The sequence below is a fragment of the Agrobacterium sp. Azo12 genome, assembly GCF_029193765.2.
Lineage (GTDB): Bacteria > Pseudomonadota > Alphaproteobacteria > Rhizobiales > Rhizobiaceae > Agrobacterium.
On the sequence record NZ_JARFYO020000001.1, the window covers coordinates 1,559,584 to 1,574,638 of the forward strand.

The 15,055-nt window shown below is 53.3% G+C and carries 17 protein-coding genes and 2 tRNA genes; 2 read left to right on the plus strand and 17 right to left on the minus strand.

Features of this window, described 5'->3' with window-relative positions; genetic code table 11:
* Positions 1–86 precede the first annotated feature (86 nt).
* The 8 genes from PYL13_RS07285 to PYL13_RS07320 form a co-directional block, all read right to left on the minus strand.
* Positions 87–443: a hypothetical protein gene (locus PYL13_RS07285; RefSeq protein WP_275640885.1), complete on the minus strand. Its 357-nt coding sequence runs from the start codon at positions 441–443 to the stop codon at positions 87–89.
* Positions 444–662: 219 nt separating this feature from the next.
* Positions 663–926, minus strand: a complete 264-nt coding sequence (locus tag PYL13_RS27045) for a sunset domain-containing protein (RefSeq protein WP_275640886.1) — start codon at positions 924–926, stop codon at positions 663–665.
* Positions 927–1,677: 751 nt separating this feature from the next.
* A complete protein-coding gene (locus tag PYL13_RS07295) occupies positions 1,678–1,899 on the minus strand; it encodes a hypothetical protein (protein WP_275640887.1) in 222 nt (73 codons plus the stop codon).
* A 68-nt stretch (positions 1,900–1,967) separates the two neighbouring features.
* On the minus strand, positions 1,968–2,138 hold the full coding sequence (locus PYL13_RS07300) for a hypothetical protein (protein WP_275640888.1): 171 nt from the start codon (positions 2,136–2,138) through the stop codon (positions 1,968–1,970).
* 275 nt (positions 2,139–2,413) lie between these two features.
* Complete coding sequence (locus tag PYL13_RS07305; RefSeq protein WP_275640889.1) at positions 2,414–2,749, minus strand: hypothetical protein; 336 nt, start codon at positions 2,747–2,749, stop codon at positions 2,414–2,416.
* A gap of 275 nt (positions 2,750–3,024) precedes the next feature.
* Positions 3,025–3,801, minus strand: coding sequence for a hypothetical protein (locus tag PYL13_RS07310; RefSeq protein ID WP_275640890.1), 777 nt, complete (start codon positions 3,799–3,801; stop codon positions 3,025–3,027).
* A 74-nt stretch (positions 3,802–3,875) separates the two neighbouring features.
* A complete protein-coding gene (locus tag PYL13_RS07315; protein ID WP_275640891.1) occupies positions 3,876–5,189 on the minus strand; it encodes a DUF6538 domain-containing protein in 1,314 nt (437 codons plus the stop codon).
* Positions 5,190–5,346: 157 nt separating this feature from the next.
* Positions 5,347–5,421, minus strand: a tRNA-Asn gene (locus PYL13_RS07320).
* A 185-nt stretch (positions 5,422–5,606) separates the two neighbouring features.
* On the opposite strand from PYL13_RS07320, the gene PYL13_RS07325 reads away from it, so the two are divergent.
* The gene (locus PYL13_RS07325; RefSeq protein ID WP_275640892.1) at positions 5,607–5,921 is read left to right on the plus strand and encodes a hypothetical protein; all 315 of its coding nucleotides are present in this window, start codon (positions 5,607–5,609) and stop codon (positions 5,919–5,921) included.
* Here the strand turns inward: PYL13_RS07325 and PYL13_RS07330 are convergent.
* On the minus strand, positions 5,881–6,528 hold the full coding sequence (locus tag PYL13_RS07330; RefSeq protein WP_192487518.1) for an exopolysaccharide biosynthesis protein: 648 nt from the start codon (positions 6,526–6,528) through the stop codon (positions 5,881–5,883). The two genes, PYL13_RS07325 and PYL13_RS07330, sit on opposite strands and share 41 nt — an antisense overlap.
* Positions 6,529–7,015: 487 nt before the next feature.
* Between PYL13_RS07330 and PYL13_RS07335 the strand changes: the two genes are divergently transcribed.
* Positions 7,016–7,603 carry a YqaA family protein gene (locus tag PYL13_RS07335; RefSeq protein ID WP_275640893.1) on the plus strand — a complete coding sequence of 196 codons (588 nt, stop codon included), beginning with the start codon at positions 7,016–7,018 and terminating at the stop codon, positions 7,601–7,603.
* Between the two features lie 49 nt (positions 7,604–7,652).
* On the opposite strand, the gene PYL13_RS07340 is transcribed toward PYL13_RS07335, so the two are convergent.
* The 8 genes from PYL13_RS07340 to PYL13_RS07375 form a co-directional block, all read right to left on the minus strand.
* Positions 7,653–7,729: transfer RNA gene (locus PYL13_RS07340), tRNA-Pro, on the minus strand.
* Between the two features lie 138 nt (positions 7,730–7,867).
* A complete protein-coding gene (locus PYL13_RS07345; protein ID WP_275640894.1) occupies positions 7,868–8,890 on the minus strand; it encodes a quaternary amine ABC transporter ATP-binding protein in 1,023 nt (340 codons plus the stop codon).
* Positions 8,883–9,770 carry an ABC transporter permease gene (locus tag PYL13_RS07350; RefSeq protein WP_275640895.1) on the minus strand — a complete coding sequence of 296 codons (888 nt, stop codon included), beginning with the start codon at positions 9,768–9,770 and terminating at the stop codon, positions 8,883–8,885. The genes PYL13_RS07345 and PYL13_RS07350 overlap by 8 nt, the downstream gene beginning before the upstream one ends.
* Before the next feature lie 143 nt (positions 9,771–9,913).
* On the minus strand, positions 9,914–10,912 hold the full coding sequence (locus tag PYL13_RS07355; RefSeq protein ID WP_250982823.1) for an ABC transporter substrate-binding protein: 999 nt from the start codon (positions 10,910–10,912) through the stop codon (positions 9,914–9,916).
* Positions 10,913–11,205: 293 nt separating this feature from the next.
* Positions 11,206–11,904 (minus strand): hypothetical protein, encoded by a 699-nt coding sequence (locus PYL13_RS07360; protein ID WP_275640896.1) that lies wholly within the window; start codon positions 11,902–11,904, stop codon positions 11,206–11,208.
* Positions 11,905–12,037: 133 nt separating this feature from the next.
* The gene (locus PYL13_RS07365; RefSeq protein ID WP_192487523.1) at positions 12,038–12,187 is read right to left on the minus strand and encodes a hypothetical protein; all 150 of its coding nucleotides are present in this window, start codon (positions 12,185–12,187) and stop codon (positions 12,038–12,040) included.
* 82 nt (positions 12,188–12,269) lie between these two features.
* A complete protein-coding gene (locus PYL13_RS07370; protein ID WP_250983237.1) occupies positions 12,270–13,448 on the minus strand; it encodes an O-antigen ligase family protein in 1,179 nt (392 codons plus the stop codon).
* Positions 13,449–13,498: 50 nt separating this feature from the next.
* A complete protein-coding gene (locus PYL13_RS07375) occupies positions 13,499–15,052 on the minus strand; it encodes an undecaprenyl-phosphate glucose phosphotransferase (RefSeq protein WP_275640897.1) in 1,554 nt (517 codons plus the stop codon).
* Between the last annotated feature and the right edge of the window lie 3 nt (positions 15,053–15,055).

Genomic DNA, 15,055 nt, shown 5'->3' on the forward strand with positions numbered 1-15,055 from the left:
TCAGGCGACATAACCGCTATAACATCAGTGTCGCGCCACTCCTTCACCATCGGCATTCCGCGGTGAAGGAGGAGGCTACGAGCTTGTTAGAGAGTGACCTTGTAATACTTTTGTATTACCTCTCTGTAGCCATCATGATTGGAAGATGAGCCGGTAATTTGTTCAGCCAATATGTCCTTCTCGGGAATTTTTGTTTCGTTCGAGACCCACGTTACGAAATTATCGAGGTCTAAAGAGCTAGATGCTATTCTCAAGTATGAACCTGTGAAATCTACCTTGGCCCAATTTTGACCACTGATAAAGGTGTAGTACTGGCCGCCCTTGGGATGGCTTTGCCCGTTTTTCACACGCAGCTCATAGAAGTATCTGGTCAATTTTCGCGCCTCCAATTGATCAATGGCATCCGCGTCAATATCGAAGTTGAGGCGACGAAGACCCATCATCGTAAAGACTCTTGCCAATACAGCGCTGTACATTCACAAATGGCCAGCGACAAGATGTCAAATGAGGAAATAGATTTACGTGGTGAATGCAATAAGCGAGCAGCGTTTTAAGCCTGTAGGGTCTTGAGTTTTACGGCAGGCGGGAACGTCCGTAACCTGTATGGTATGCAACTGCGGCTTCCGCCATCCTCGCGTCTTCGCTAACCCATCGCTCCATCATCACTGTCGTGCGCGTCGCCAGCCAGCGGCCCGCGCTTCTCCTTCGGAGCAAAACCATCGCTCCCCGTACCTGTAGCTTATAACAGTCGGTTCATAGTACTCTTGGCCTTTGACGTGATAGATTTTCTCGCCTGAGATGATCGAGATATTTCCTTTAATGTCGCAGGCTGGGTCGTAGAGTGAGCGCGGTAACAAGGTGTATCCACCAGCGCCTAAAAAGGACGCTGATGAAGCCAACAGTACGATGACCGAAAATTTGCTCATTCGGCTTTTTACAGCCTAAGTCGTGCAGCTTCCGTTTGCGGGAATTGTAAAATTCTATCTACCGCCATCCCATGATCAGGCGTTGCAAAAGCGTTGCATATTGATTTCGCATTTGGGCAGGGCAAAGCCCCATGATCAAGTAGGCCAGTACAGCCAAGCCAGCGTCCCGAGACATCCGGCCCATGCCGCCGTTAAAAGAAACGCTCCCAATAAGAAAAATTTTGCATTCATGACGCAGCCTCCCAGCAATGTTAGGAAGCGCTATTTTAGAGTTTGGTCAAATTGTGCTTGCTATTAAGGTTATGAAGCAAGGTTAATTCGCATCACCCCATCATCAAATGCTGGGGTCAGCGAAAAGCCGCTCGGAGCGATCCGGGCGGCTTTTTGCGTTTCTATCTCCGTTCAGATCGCGCCGGAGAACTAAATGGTGGGGTCAGAAAAACCGCTCGTGGTGATCCTGGCGGCTTTGGTCTCATGTGGATCAACGAATAATTAAGTTGCGCCGCCATATGAATAGCACCCCTAAGTAGAGAGGGATATCCTATGACTTCAGCACCAATAGGCCAGCGCTCATGCGATGATCTCCGGGCAGAGTTAGTGAAACACCAAGACGCTTTGGATCAAGGCAAACAAATGCTTGGCCCCCAGCATAGCCCAAACGCCCGCAAAGCGCTTAAGGCCATCGAGGACGCGATTGATGCCATTAAATCAGAAATCGCGAACCGCTGCTGAATAGCGCCTCAACACCCCATCATTCTTTGGTGGGGTGGTCCTCGCAAAGAGCGATCTTTGGCCTCAGGAAATTTGCGACAGTTTGTGCCTCATGGATAGCAATAGAGCGGCTCGAGCCCACCGTGACATCCCATCCAACGGTAGGGTGCGAAAATACACGGATCTCGGGCTGCTCACCGGGCCAGAAATGGCTGATAAGCTTTTCTCGGATCTCGTTTGCGTTGCTGCTGGATTTCGTCACGTCAAATTCCTAGTTGCGGTACAACGTTATACCATAACGAAAGAGATTCGGCTACGTCGGGCCCACCGTCACGATTTCTTATGCATATCCCAGTACGGATAATGCTCTGCGCACCACCAATTGACAGGCTCGGCTGCCGTGCGTGCGTAACCCATTCCGCCCCACTTTTTGCATTCAGGCACGCAGCAATAGTGCTGGTCGATTACCCCGTCACCGGCTTTTCTTTTTTCATCGCTCATCTTGATTCCTTCGTTGTGGGCTCAACGCCCTCTAGGCAGGGAAAGCGCATACCGCACCGATCGCCTTCGACATGAAAAAAGCGGTCACATCCCAAAGCCAACCGTCGTCTCAATCGCGAAAAGCTTGCGTCAGCGCCGAGTTTTCTCACAATTGCTTTTCGTTCAAGAAGGTCGCGGTGCTGACACGGGACACATACGACTTCAATGGTGGAAAGGTTGATGTCTTTAAGTGTCGGGCCATCATCATTGATTGCCTTTTGACCTCGCCTTCGCATCTAATTCCCTGTGTGAGATTTCAATTTGTCGGTCGTTGGCGGCCATCCTGCAGCCTGCCTTTCTAGCTCGTAGTGTTCTTCTACCAGGCGCGCTGCCTCGCGGGCATCGCTAGCATATCCACCTTGAGGCATCACCGTTACTTTAAGGCGCTTTGAATGCCCCGCGTCCCATTTGTAAGTGTTACGCATGGGGCCCGCTTCTTGGACTGAGATCCGCCCGACAATTTCTCCCTCGACGATGCAGACAAAATCATCCAGCAGCTTTCCATTCAGCCCGCATTCGCCCGGCCATGTCCTCACCCACATGTGTTTGGGTTGATATGTGCGATCGGTCATTTAGCTCAATCACTCCTGATTGTTCTCTAAATGTTCTCATTGTGGGACGGAGTCAATATTCTGTTTTTGACGCTGGACACTTTTTTAAAAAGCGTAACAAAACGACACCAAAAGCTGGTGTCCAGAAACCGGATAAGCAGTTGTAAAGGCTAAATTGATGTGGACCGGCAAGGGGCACTAACTTTGGCGCTCTTTTGCCAGAAAAACAAAAGACGCAAGGAGAGATCCTAGCGGCTTTTTTTGGTTCGCGGCCTCCGTGTTTAATGGCTCGCTTGTTAATGAGCGAACACGTCAGGTGTCCGGCACAAGATGGGAAGCATAGTGCCTTCTTCCCAAGTGAATCGATATGGCACGTCTACGTTTTCCGTGACAGCGGGCTCCACAGATAGAAGTTTGACGAAGGCCTTGAAAAATTCGTAATGCAGCTCGGTAATTTCGAATGCTAAAGGCTTTATGAAAGCCGCGTTTTTTTGCGCTTCTTTAAGTGGATCTTGCCCATCATCGCCAAGCCTCTCCGCCAAAAGCTGTTCTACCAGACTGTAGTGGGTGTTGCCGGTTATGCCGTGCACTAATATCTCAAACTCTCTTTCGTCCTGATCGCATCCAATTTTTTCTGTCAGTTCAACGATGCCGTCTTTTTGATAACTGTAATGTGCGGATGCATTGTTACGATACCACTTCATTCTCCTAAAGATCTTATCGCCGCTCCAATTTTTCAGGGCTTCTCCTGCGCGGATGCTGAAGGCTGTCATCTCAACAGTTTCCGGCTGCGGGCGAGGGAACTTGCTATAAGCATGAAGCAGGGCGCTGTACTCCGAAAGCTTCGACATAAGAGACCGCTCAAGCATTGCCATGTTCGAGTAGGCCATCGCATTCAGAGAGTCATCTCCCACAGTTTGCGCCCTTTCAAGCGTAGCTAAGCCCATTGCATACAGTCTGAGCGCGAGATTGATTTCTTGAATGGCCATTGAAGATGAAAACAGAAAGTGTCTGTAGGAATTATTTACTGCGCCCATCGCTTTAGCGGTGATGACTAACTTGTGAAATTTCATAGTACACCTGTGGCGTGATGGTCAGACGGTCGATATCGGCAAAAGACGATACCCTCTAGTTATTCGGTGTGAATTCAAGAGATTTTGATTTTTTCCAGGAGATCGAGGCGGCGCTGCATTTCTGCGCCGTCTCCATACGTCGGCCTGCCAAACTCATGCCCCATGAGATCCGCCTGCATTCGATCGGACGCGCCCGCGTTTTCGATGCGGTCCTGGAACGTGTGTCTGAGCGAATAGGCTGTATGTCTTTTCGTGGGGCGAAGTCCGGCGTTCATCAGATACTTGTTGATGTTGGCTGAAGCACCATCGGACTTGTCGTGATAGAGCGGCAGTCCGTTCGGATGCCGCTTCATTGCCTCCAGCGCGACGCCTACGAGCGGAATGCGCCTCACCGAGTAATCTGTCTTGTTTCGACGATCGTCGCGCTCAGCGACCTCTACGTGAGGAATTTCATCATCAAGATGGATATCTTCCGGACGTAGGTTGCAGACCTCGGTCAATCGCATCCCCGTTTCGGCCATCACCTGAATGATTGCCTGACCTTCCGGGTTAAGCCCGTCCAAGGCTCCAGGAGCCAAAATCTTGTCTCTCACCCAAGCGACAGGGAAGGGCGGCCGCTTTTCCAACTTGGTTGCGTTGGTTTCTTTGATTCGCAGCTTCTCCCACGGTTTGTGGAATTCCGTCTGCAACGCATCGTCAACCACGGACAGCATGCCTGCAAGATCCGTAAAGCTTCTGTTCGCGCTATAGGCCTTGAGCTTTTCGTCCTTGATCTTGCGAACCCACCAATCCCGAAAGCGTATCGTGTCCGCTCTGGTGATGTCCTGCAGGTCCACATCGCCCAGAACATCCTTGACGTAGCGAATCGCTCTCTCGCGGGAGACCTGGTGCTTTCGCATCTGGTTCCGCGACAGTCCGGTTAGTCCGGCCTCATTGTGCTGAGTGTAAAGTGTCCAGATGTCACTGATCTTTGGTCGGGGAAGTCTTGCTGTACCAAGTGATGCGTCGACGATCGTGGGCGAAACGTCCATGTTCTGCTGCGCCAGCCGTAGTCTGCGCTCCAGCTCGGCCAGATCGAGCAGGGCAGCTTCTGTCGCTGGTCTGTAGGTGAAGCCCAGGCTCTGCGCCGCTTTTACGGCCGCCTGGTATTCCTCGACAGCGCCCACCGCGTTCTTTCCCTCCAGGAGCGCCTTCCAATAACTCTCCGAGGCTTTGTGCAGCGTTTCGGCTCGCTCAAGGGCTTCTTTGTGATTCTTTGTCTTCAGGCTTTTCTTGACGTGCACGCGGCTGTCGAGGTGCGCGACTTCTGTCGGCACTCGCCTGTAATAGCGATAGATGCCGTTCGTGGGGTCTTTCACCACGTACTTGGAAAGGTCTTCGGATTTCATATGCGCTCGCCTGATGTAGGCGAAAATGTACCCAAAATGTATCTGGAAAAGCAAGTCGCGGACTTAGCGCTACCGTCGACGTATTTGCGCCGAGGTCGTAACCATTTGATTTTGTTTTTGTTTATTTGCGGTAGCCAAGTTTTCTGTTTTAGAAAAATGGCTCCCCGGGCCGGATTCGAACCGGCGACCTGTCGATTAACAGTCGAATGCTCTACCGCTGAGCTACCAGGGAATGTCCACCGCTTGTCGTGGTGTGAGCGGGGTAATACAAATGCTTTTCCCATTTGCCAAGTGCTTTTTTCAAAAAAAATGCATTCGTCTTGTTTTATTCACAAAAGGTCCCATTTTGCAGGGGATGTTGAGCGAAAATAATTTTGGATGTTTTGGCCAAATGAGGCTGAGAGAAGTGATACGTCGATGAAATTTGGAATCGATTCCAAAAATGGCAAACTGAATCTCGGAAAAATCAGTATCTCAATGCCAAAATCCCGTTATGGGCGCATCACGGCGGGCTCTCTGCTCATCGTCGGCGGTGTGTTGGGGTTTTTGCCAATATTGGGATTCTGGATGTTACCGCTTGGCGTAATTGTGTTGTCGCATGATTTGCACATCGTGCGCAGAGGCAGGCGCCGCGTCACCATATGGTGGGCGCGGCGCAAAGGTTCACCAGTGCCTGTAAAAGACCTGCAACCTATTCAGCAAAAAGACCACCAAGCCCCTGGCCAGCAATAAACGCCAGATAAGCGAGAACCGAAAAATAGACGACAGTCAGCACGAGGAAGGCATAACCGCCGACCACGAAGAAGCCGTCACGCTGGATCATGCCCGCAGAAAACAGCAGGATGGCCACAGCTGGCAGCGTATTGGAAAATGGAATGAGGCCGAGCGGCAACATCAGCAGAATGCCGGCCGCCATGATGGCAAGACCATTGATGCGGTTGGCAAACAGGCTGCCGGTCAGGGCCGGAAGGCGAGGGCGGATATAATTATCCAGCTTCGAGACGATCGAAATTCCCTTTTCCAGCGCAGGCAGCAGTTTTGACGTCTGCATCTGCTTGTCCAGGATGCGCGCAGGCAGCCAGGGCATGCGGTTGAGCGTGATGGCAACGCTGATCATGATGATTGCCGCACCAAACACGGTACTGACGCCCGGAATGGATACCGGAATAAGAAACGGCAACGACGCAATGGCGCAAACCAGCAGCAATCCCTGTTCGCCGATAGAAGCCATCAATTCTCTGAGCGTAATCGTCTGGCCATCGAGCTTGCCGATCAGTTTTCTAAGCGTTGCGCTCAACTTCTCGGACGTATCGGTGAAGGTGAAATCGTTTGCCGTCATGTTTTATCCCGTAATTTAAATCAGGGATTGATAACAGGTATGGCACGAATTGCCTATGAGAAAGCAGGGGCAACAAAGCTCCTGCCCTTCACATGGCCGCGATTTTACCGGATGTCTGCCTCAAACTGTTCGCGATTTAATGCGAAACCCATTTGGTATAGGCGCCCGCTACCAAAACAATCATCAGCACCCCAATGATGAATGGATTAAGCGATGTGAACAGACCTAAGATGTCCATGACATTTCCTCCTCAGTTCTCCCACTGACAACTATATGACAATTTTGAAATATATGCCAGAAAAACAATGTTTTGGTTGCGATGCAGCATTGACTTTTCTAAAAGGTTCGCGGTTTTGCGCTTGCGCATGTCAGGACGCGTAAAGGGACCTGCGCTAAATGGCGCATGGCATGACGAATGAATATTTAAGTGTTTTGGGCCGGCGAAAACGCCCGGTTTCAATTTTTGATTTTCAGGAAGGTTTGGAAAATGCTGCGTGGTTTGTATGACTGGACCATGGCGCTTGCGCGTCGCAAGACCGCCGTATGGTGGCTGGCAATCGTCGCCTTTGTGGAAAGCTCAGTGTTTCTGGTTCCCGCCGACGTGCTGTTCTTGCCAATGGTTCTGGCGAAGCCACACCGCGCCATGCACTACGCATTTGTGGCCACGCTGTTTTCCGTGCTCGGTGGTATAGCAGGGTGGTTCCTTGGCCATTACGCCTTTGAAAGCATCGCACGTCCAGTGCTGGAGTTTTACGGTAAACTGCATGCGTTTGAAGAGCTGCAGGCGACCGTCAACTACGAAACCATTCTACTCTTGCTGATCACATCGGGTCTGGCGCATCTGCCGCCGATCAAGGTCGTCACGATCCTGTCGGGTGCGGCCAATATCAGCCTTAGCCTGTTTATCATCTCCGCGGTTATCACCCGTGGCGCACGCTTCTTCATTCTAGCCGGTCTGCTGCAGAAATATGGCGAGGACATCCGCCACTTCATCGAAAAGCGCCTTGGCCTGATTAGCGCTGTGGCTGCAGCCGCACTCATTGCCGTTTATGCGGCTTACGTTTTTCTGAGGTGAGGTTTTGTGAGGAAAATCAATCACATCAATGGGGGTGTGATTGAGGAAATGGTCGGAGCGACAGGATTTGAACCTGCGACCCCTTGCCCCCCAGGCAAGTGCGCTACCGAGCTGCGCTACGCTCCGAACTGCCTAAAAAGGCTTGGTTCGATTAATCTTTTTAAAATACCGATGCAAGCTTAAAATCATTCGGTGAATATAAAAGTGCGGGGCGGGTGGCACCTCGCACCCTGCAAATCAGATGCTCATCCGCGCTCTAGCCATTCACCCATTCCCCACCATGCAATCGACCAGTTTTTCCTTGGAGACACTGCCGACAGGACGTCCCTGTGAGCAGACAATATTGACGACCGATGCGCCGGCCTTGGTCAGTTCCCGCAGCGACTGTTCGACAGTCAAATCTTCCGACAGTTGCAGGGAAGGGCCGATAGACTTGGTCTGTTCGGCAACCGCGCTCAGGCGGATCACGCGCCCACGGTTCACCTCCTTGACGAAGGATTCAATATAGGCGTCGGCCGGGTTAAGAACGATGTCTGCCGGCGTACCCTGTTGAATAACCTCACCGTCGCGCAGGATGGCAATCTTGTCGCCCAGCCGAAGTGCCTCATCCAGATCATGGGTAATAAAGACGACAGTCTTTTTGAGTTCCTTTTGCAGTTCCAGCAGCACGCCCTGCATGTCGACGCGGATCAGCGGATCAAGCGCTGAATAGGCTTCGTCCATCAACAGGATTTCAGCATTGTGGGTCAGCGCGCGGGCAAGACCGACACGTTGCTGCATGCCACCGGACAGCTGATTGGGGTAGTGGTTGGCAAAACCTTCCAGCCCTACACGCTTGATCCAGATCTGGGCGCTTTCTTCGCGCTCTTCTTTTGCCGCCCCCTGAATTTCAAGACCGTAGACGGTGTTCTGCAACACGTTACGGTGGGGCAGAAGGGCAAACTTCTGGAACACCATTGCCGTCTTGTGACGGCGAAACTCCCGCAATTCGTCCTGGCTCATGCGACAGACATCATCGCCACCATACAGAACTTCGCCTGCTGTTGGCTCGATAAGGCGGTTGATGTGACGAATGAGCGTTGATTTGCCAGAGCCGGACAGGCCCATGATTACGGTAATGCCGCCGCCGGGAATGGTGATGTTGATGTCGCGCAAACCCAGGACATGGCCATGTTTCTGGTTCAGTTCGGTTTTTGTCATGCCATTGGCGACGGATTCAACAAAGTTTGCGGGCCGGGGTCCGAAAATCTTGTAAAGGTTCCGGATCTCAATCGATTGACTAGTCATGCGTAATTTCCCGGTGTTTTTGCAGGCGCAGGCCATAGGCTTGGCTGATACGGTCAAAAATGATGGCGATGCCAACAATGGCCAGCCCGTTAAAAATGCCGAGGGTAAAATACTGGTTGGCAATGGCTTTCAGCACCGGTTGCCCCAGACCCTGCACGCCAATCATCGAAGCAATCACCACCATGGCCAGTGCCATCATGATGGTCTGGTTTATACCGGCCATGATGGTGGGCAGGGCAAGCGGCAGCTGCACGTTCTTCAGCTTCTGCCAGCCGGATGACCCAAAGGCGTCTGCGGCCTCCAGCACGTCACGGTCGACCATGCGGATGCCAAGATTGGTCAGGCGGATCATGGGCGGAATGGCGTAGATGACAACCGCAATCACCCCGGGCACACGCCCGATGCCAAGCAACATCACCACCGGGATGAGGTAGACGAAACTCGGCATGGTCTGCATGACGTCGAGTACCGGGTTGACGACATTCTGCAGCCGGTTGGAACGTGACATGGCAATGCCGATCGGCAGGCCGATCAGGATCGACACCACAGTACAGACAAGGATCATCGACACCGTCTTCATCGTATCGGCCCACATGTCGAAATAACCGATGAGGAAGAGGGTGAACACGCAGCCGATGACGATGGGCAGACTGCGGCTGGCAAGCCAGGCAATGGCGGCGATGACCACAATGATAATCGGCCATGGTGTGCCTGTCAGCAGGCGCTCTGACCAGATCAGGAAACTTTGCAGGGGACTGAACAGCGCTTCAATGTCGCTGCCATAAGCCCGCGTAAATCCGCGAAATCCTTCGTCGATGCTTTTTTTGACACCGCGAAGGGTTTCGGCATCCATTGTCGGAAACTTCCAGAACCAATCCATATGAACGTCCCCATGACGATAAGGGCGATGAGAGCCAGGTTGGATCCCCCGTTTATTGTGGGTGTGTCTCCAGTCCCGGCCGCCTCGGTGTTGGAAATGCCGGCGTCTCAGGTCACCTGCGGTTTCCGATGGCTTTTAAAAAATCAGAGCGATGCCTTGATCTTTTCTGCCACGTCAGGGGAAACCCATGCCGTCCACAGAGCTTCGTTATTTTTCAGGAAGTATTTTGCACCTTCTTCACCGGTTGCCTGGTTGTCGCTCATCCACGCAATCAGCTTGTTGACGGTGTCATTGGTCCAGGCGCGTTTGTTGAGGTAATCCATGACCGGACCGGCGCGGTCGGCAAAGCTCTTGGCAACAACGGTTTCAACCGTGTCTGTCTGCCAGGCATTCAGCTTCGGATCGGCGCAATCGGCAACCGAAGTGCAGCGTTTCCATTCGGCTGCGTCATAGGTGGTGTCGAAGTCGAGCTTGACCATCTCGTATTTGCCGAGCAGGGCGGTTGGTGCCCAGTAATAAGCGGCCACGGGCTGTTTGGCCTCATAGGCCTTGGCGATCGCGCCATCGAGGCCGGCAGCCGATCCGGTGTCGACCAGCGTAAATCCGGCCTTTTCGCCGTCATAGGCTTTAAACAACTGGGCTGTCACCACGGTGCCACCCCAACCCTGCGGACCGTTGTAGACGGCGCCCTTGCTGCTGTCTTCCGGTGCCGGGAAAAGCTGCGGGTTTTTAAACAGGTCACCCACGGTCTTTATGGTCGGGTTAGCTTCGGCCACGTATTTCGGGATCCACCAGCCCTGTACGGCACCGTCAGAGAGAATTTTGGCGGCGCTGACGAATTTCCCTTCGGAGATGCCACGGTTTACGATTTCCGGCTGCAGGCTGACCCATGCCTCGGGCGCAATGTCTGGCTGGCCCTTTTCGGCCATCGAGGTGAGTGTCGGTACGGTGTCACCGGCAACCAGTTCTGCCGTACAGCCGTAACCGGCTTCGAGAATGAGTTTGTCGACATTGGCGGCCACTTCAGCGGACTGCCAGTTCATGTTGGCAATGGTAACTGTGCCGCAATCTGCTGCGGAGGCCGTTGTTGCAAGACCGGCAAGGCTTGCGGCAAGAACGGTGGAGGCCAAAAGCATTTTCATTTTTTTTGTTCCCTCTGGTCGCGGTGTTACGTGAACCCGGGCGTCTGCGGCACCGCGTCCACAGACGTGCCTATTGAGCCTTCATTTACCAAGAGGGGGCATTCCGATTGCGTCAGATCATGCCGCATTGATGTATATTTTCAATTTTTTTGAAGTTGCAAAAACGCAAAAGCCCGGAAAACAGCCAAGCTTTCCGGGCATTCTTTTGGTTGCGGAACATGCTGTGCCGCTTGCTGAAGTTGGTGTCGCAACACGCCGATGGGAGGCGTGTATATAGCGCCGATATTCAGCTGTTAATTCGTGTCGCTGGATCCTGAAGACGAAACTGTCTTGTCTGTCCCGCTTGCCAGCGTGTTAGCGTTGGCGGCTGGCCATGACAGGTAATAATATTTGCTGCCGACAGTGCCGAAATAGGCGTTCTCGCCAGTGGTCTTGTCGATATAGCTGCCGTCGCTTGATTTGGCGTAAGAGACATCCTCACCGCGTGTCAGACGCTCTTTCAGGAAGTCACTCCAGTTGTTGGTGGCAATGGTGGTTGCCGCACCTGACGTGGTGTCCTTGTGCTTTTCATCATCAACATCCCAGGCTGCAATCTTCTGTCCGCTGACCGGGTCGGTCACCGTCAGTGTGCCAGCCTTCAGGGCGGCCAGCATCGCATCTGCCTGCTTCTTGCCCGCGGCAGTATCGGCCATTTCTTCAAGGCTGTCTTTCAGACTGCGCATGAAGGAGGCGGTCGTGACATCCGTAGAGACGGTTGTTGTTGTGGTGCTCGGCGTCGTGTTGACGGTTGAGTCGGGGTTTTTGGTGGCCAGTGTCGTCAGCAGCCGCGTCAACGTGTCGTTGGATGAGCTGGTCGACGTGTCCAGGCCATATTGCTGCAAAAGCGAGCTGGATGCGGAGCTGGTCGAGGTTGTCGTTTCCTCCTGCTCCTTCAGGGCTTTAAGGGCGATTTGCGTCGTCATCAGCCGGATGGATTGAATCGAAGAAACCATGAACTGCGCCTGTATGCTTCGCGGAAATGGCTTCCGCGCGGTTATCGGACAAGCGATAGCGTTCTATCGCCTGTCCTCAAACTATAGCGATATGCCTGCGCGAGGCTTGAGTGGAGGCAAGCCTTGGCTGAAATCAGTTTTCTTGAATTTTTACGCCGTTTGGACCGATCTGCATCTCAATGCCTGCAGGCTTGCTTTCCTGATGCCAAACATAGGCACCAAGACCTGCAGCGAGGATCACCAGTGCGCCGATGATGAAATAAAGATTGTTGGTTCTCGTCATTCATGTCTCCCGTCATATTTTCGGGAGTGAAATGCGCAGGAATGCCAACGGGTTCCATCAGCAACACCATGTCAGCGAAAAATTATTGCCGCTGCTGACGCTGCCATTTCAGTTCCAGCGCCATGCAGCCCCAGATGATGCCGAGCAACAGGAAGAAATGCCGCCAGTGGTCGGTGTCGATGACATTGCCAATGATCAGGTGACCGACAAAACTGACCCAGGCAATCATCAGGAAAGGTTGCCATGGACGATCCCGCAGCAGGTATCTGAAACCTTCCGCCACCGTCCAGCACATCAGGGAGACATAGCTGACAAAACCGAGCCAGCCATGAGTCGTCAGGCTTTTCAGCCAGATATTGTGTTCCGCTTCCGGGAAAATGGTGGCAAACACCATGGGACCGATCCCAAGCGGATTTTCCATGGCCATCATGAAGCCAATGCGATGTCGCGCAAATCGCCCGAGATGGCCGCCGTCATAATCCTGCACGGCCTTTGTTCGGCTCAGGAACAGGTTGGACACCTGTTCGAACTGCAAGGCGACCATCAATGCGATAACCAGAAACACCACGGCCAGCAGTGTCAGCACCAGTATCTTCAGCCGGAAGGCGGTGGAGCGCTCTTTCAGCAGCATCAGCAGAACGAGCATGACGGTTGCGATAAGAAACAGGCCCCAGGCCGCACGGGAAAACGACAGGAAGATACCGAGCGCCAGAATGAGCAGACCGAGAATCTTAAGCGGCATGCTGCTGACCCGACCGGTCAACAGACCATAAACCAGGAACAGCGATGGCGTGACGAGAAACGGACCAAAGACGTTCGGGTCCTGGAACGCGCCTTTGGCACGGTCATAGAGCGTGAACACCTGAAAGCCCGGAATGGCATTGAAGTAACCGAGAATGCCCAGCATCGAGGTGATCAGGGCGGCAAAAACCCAGGCTTTGAAAATCAGCGATAGCCGCCGGTGATCATCTTCGGTGACAGCGGCGTAAAAAACCGATGTGAGCGCCAGAAAGGTCGAGACGGCGAGATACATCGGCCCTTCGCCGAGATCCGACATGACCAACAGAGAGAGAAAACCACCGGCATTGAACACCAGCAGAAAAGCCAACAGCACGATGACGCGTTTGGACAGGCGAAGCCCGAGCAGAAACCAGATGGCGACCTGCGCCACCATCATCAGCTCGTAAGGTGCCGGTTCGGAAATAACAAAACCGGACAGGAACACACCAAAGGCAAGCGCAAACGCGCCAATCATCCGCATGGCGGCTAATGGCGCGTTGAAATCAGGCGTATCTGTCAGGCTGACGTTGCTCAATAGGCGTTTTCCGATTTGAGCAGCCTGATCGGTGTCAGGAACAGGATCTTGAGATCGAACATCAGCGACCAGTTTTCGATGTAATGCAGATCGAAAGCGGTGCGGAACTTGATCTTGTCGCTATTGTCGATCTCGCCGCGCCAGCCATTGATCTGCGCCCATCCGGTCACGCCGGGTTTGACCTTGTGGCGGGCAAAATAATGCTCAACCACATCGGCATATTTCAGGTCGCCGGTCTGGGCCATGACCGCATGCGGGCGAGGGCCAACCAGTGACAGGCTGCCATTCAGCACGTTGAACAGCTGCGGCAACTCGTCAATTGAGGATTTGCGCAGGAAACGGCCGACAGGCGTTACGCGTGGGTCGTTCTTGGTCACTGCCTTTTTGGCTGTCGGGTCGCTAAGCTCGGTATACATCGAGCGAAATTTCCAGACATTGATCGTCTCGTTGTTAAAGCCGTGGCGTTTCTGCTTGAAGAAAACCGGACCCTTTGAAGTTGTTTTCACGGCAATGGCCGCGCCAATCATCACCGGCCACAACAACAGCAGGGCCACCACGGTGAAGAACAGGTCAAAGATGCGCTTGGCAACCGAGTCCCAGTCTCGGATCGGTTTGTCGAACACATCCAGCATCGGCACATTGCCGACATGCGAATAGGAGCGCGGGCGGAAACGCAGTTTGTTGGCGTGTGCGGCGATACGAATATCGACGGGCAGGATCCAGACCTGCTTCAACAGGGCAAGAATACGTCCCTCGGCCGAAATCGGCAGCGAGATGATCAGCATGTCGAGTTTGGTCAGGCGTGCAAATTCCACCAGTTCGGCGAAGGTACCAAGCTTTGGATAACCGGCAACGATATCAGGCGAACGATCGCCGGTGCGGTCGTCGAAGATACCGCAGATACGGATATCATTGTCCGGCTGCTCTTCCAGCGAGCGGATAAGGTTCTTGGCTGCATCGCCGCCACCGACGATAACCGCACGACGCTCCATGACGCCATTACGGCCCCAGTGGCGGATTGCGACGCCGGTAAGGATGCGTTCCAACGCAAGAAAGGCAGCACCGGCCACAAACCACATGGCAGTTGTCAGCCACGAACTGCCACCGGTAGGATGGAAGGCGAGAAGAAGAAACACAGTCAGCGCAAAACCGGCGGTATAGGCCATCAGAATACGCGGCATCTTGGCCATAGGCGTGCGCAGCGACGGCAACTGGTAAAGATCAAGGGCATAAAGCATCAGGCCGGTCAGACCTGCACCCGCCACCATTATCGCAAACAGGCCAAGCAGGCTGCCAACCGTGTGTTCCGATGCCAGCATGCTGACGATGCAGCCAAGGATCACCAGTCCGGCAAACTCCAGCAATTGCAGCTGGCCGATAATGATGTTGGGGGAGTGATTGCCCGTACGCAGCTGATTGGCGACCTGTCGTGCCAACGGGTTGAGCGACACTGGTGGGCTGTCTCCATCACCAGCTGAACGACCGGCAATCTCGGACACCTTTCGGCGCAGTTCATTGATATCGAGTTGCTGGTTTTGGACGTTGCTCATGGA

What these genes read in the sequence shown, in the direction of transcription:
- PYL13_RS07310 (WP_275640890.1), bottom strand. Translation starts at nt 3,801, where the DNA reads ATGAAATTTCACAAGTTAGTCATCACCGCTAAAGCGATGGGCGCAGTA.
- PYL13_RS07365 (WP_192487523.1), bottom strand. Translation starts at nt 12,187, where the DNA reads ATGACGAGAACCAACAATCTTTATTTCATCATCGGCGCACTGGTGATC.
- PYL13_RS07300 (WP_275640888.1), bottom strand. Translation starts at nt 2,138, where the DNA reads ATGAGCGATGAAAAAAGAAAAGCCGGTGACGGGGTAATCGACCAGCAC.
- PYL13_RS07330 (WP_192487518.1), bottom strand. Translation starts at nt 6,528, where the DNA reads ATGACGGCAAACGATTTCACCTTCACCGATACGTCCGAGAAGTTGAGC.
- PYL13_RS27045 (WP_275640886.1), bottom strand. Translation starts at nt 926, where the DNA reads ATGAGCAAATTTTCGGTCATCGTACTGTTGGCTTCATCAGCGTCCTTT.
- PYL13_RS07315 (WP_275640891.1), bottom strand. Translation starts at nt 5,189, where the DNA reads ATGAAATCCGAAGACCTTTCCAAGTACGTGGTGAAAGACCCCACGAAC.
- PYL13_RS07350 (WP_275640895.1), bottom strand. Translation starts at nt 9,770, where the DNA reads ATGGATTGGTTCTGGAAGTTTCCGACAATGGATGCCGAAACCCTTCGC.
- PYL13_RS07325 (WP_275640892.1), top strand. Translation starts at nt 5,607, where the DNA reads ATGAAATTTGGAATCGATTCCAAAAATGGCAAACTGAATCTCGGAAAA.
- PYL13_RS07335 (WP_275640893.1), top strand. Translation starts at nt 7,016, where the DNA reads ATGCTGCGTGGTTTGTATGACTGGACCATGGCGCTTGCGCGTCGCAAG.
- PYL13_RS07305 (WP_275640889.1), bottom strand. Translation starts at nt 2,749, where the DNA reads ATGACCGATCGCACATATCAACCCAAACACATGTGGGTGAGGACATGG.
- PYL13_RS07370 (WP_250983237.1), bottom strand. Translation starts at nt 13,448, where the DNA reads ATGCGGATGATTGGCGCGTTTGCGCTTGCCTTTGGTGTGTTCCTGTCC.
- PYL13_RS07360 (WP_275640896.1), bottom strand. Translation starts at nt 11,904, where the DNA reads ATGGTTTCTTCGATTCAATCCATCCGGCTGATGACGACGCAAATCGCC.
- PYL13_RS07285 (WP_275640885.1), bottom strand. Translation starts at nt 443, where the DNA reads ATGATGGGTCTTCGTCGCCTCAACTTCGATATTGACGCGGATGCCATT.
- PYL13_RS07375 (WP_275640897.1), bottom strand. Translation starts at nt 15,052, where the DNA reads ATGAGCAACGTCCAAAACCAGCAACTCGATATCAATGAACTGCGCCGA.
- PYL13_RS07355 (WP_250982823.1), bottom strand. Translation starts at nt 10,912, where the DNA reads ATGAAAATGCTTTTGGCCTCCACCGTTCTTGCCGCAAGCCTTGCCGGT.
- PYL13_RS07345 (WP_275640894.1), bottom strand. Translation starts at nt 8,890, where the DNA reads ATGACTAGTCAATCGATTGAGATCCGGAACCTTTACAAGATTTTCGGA.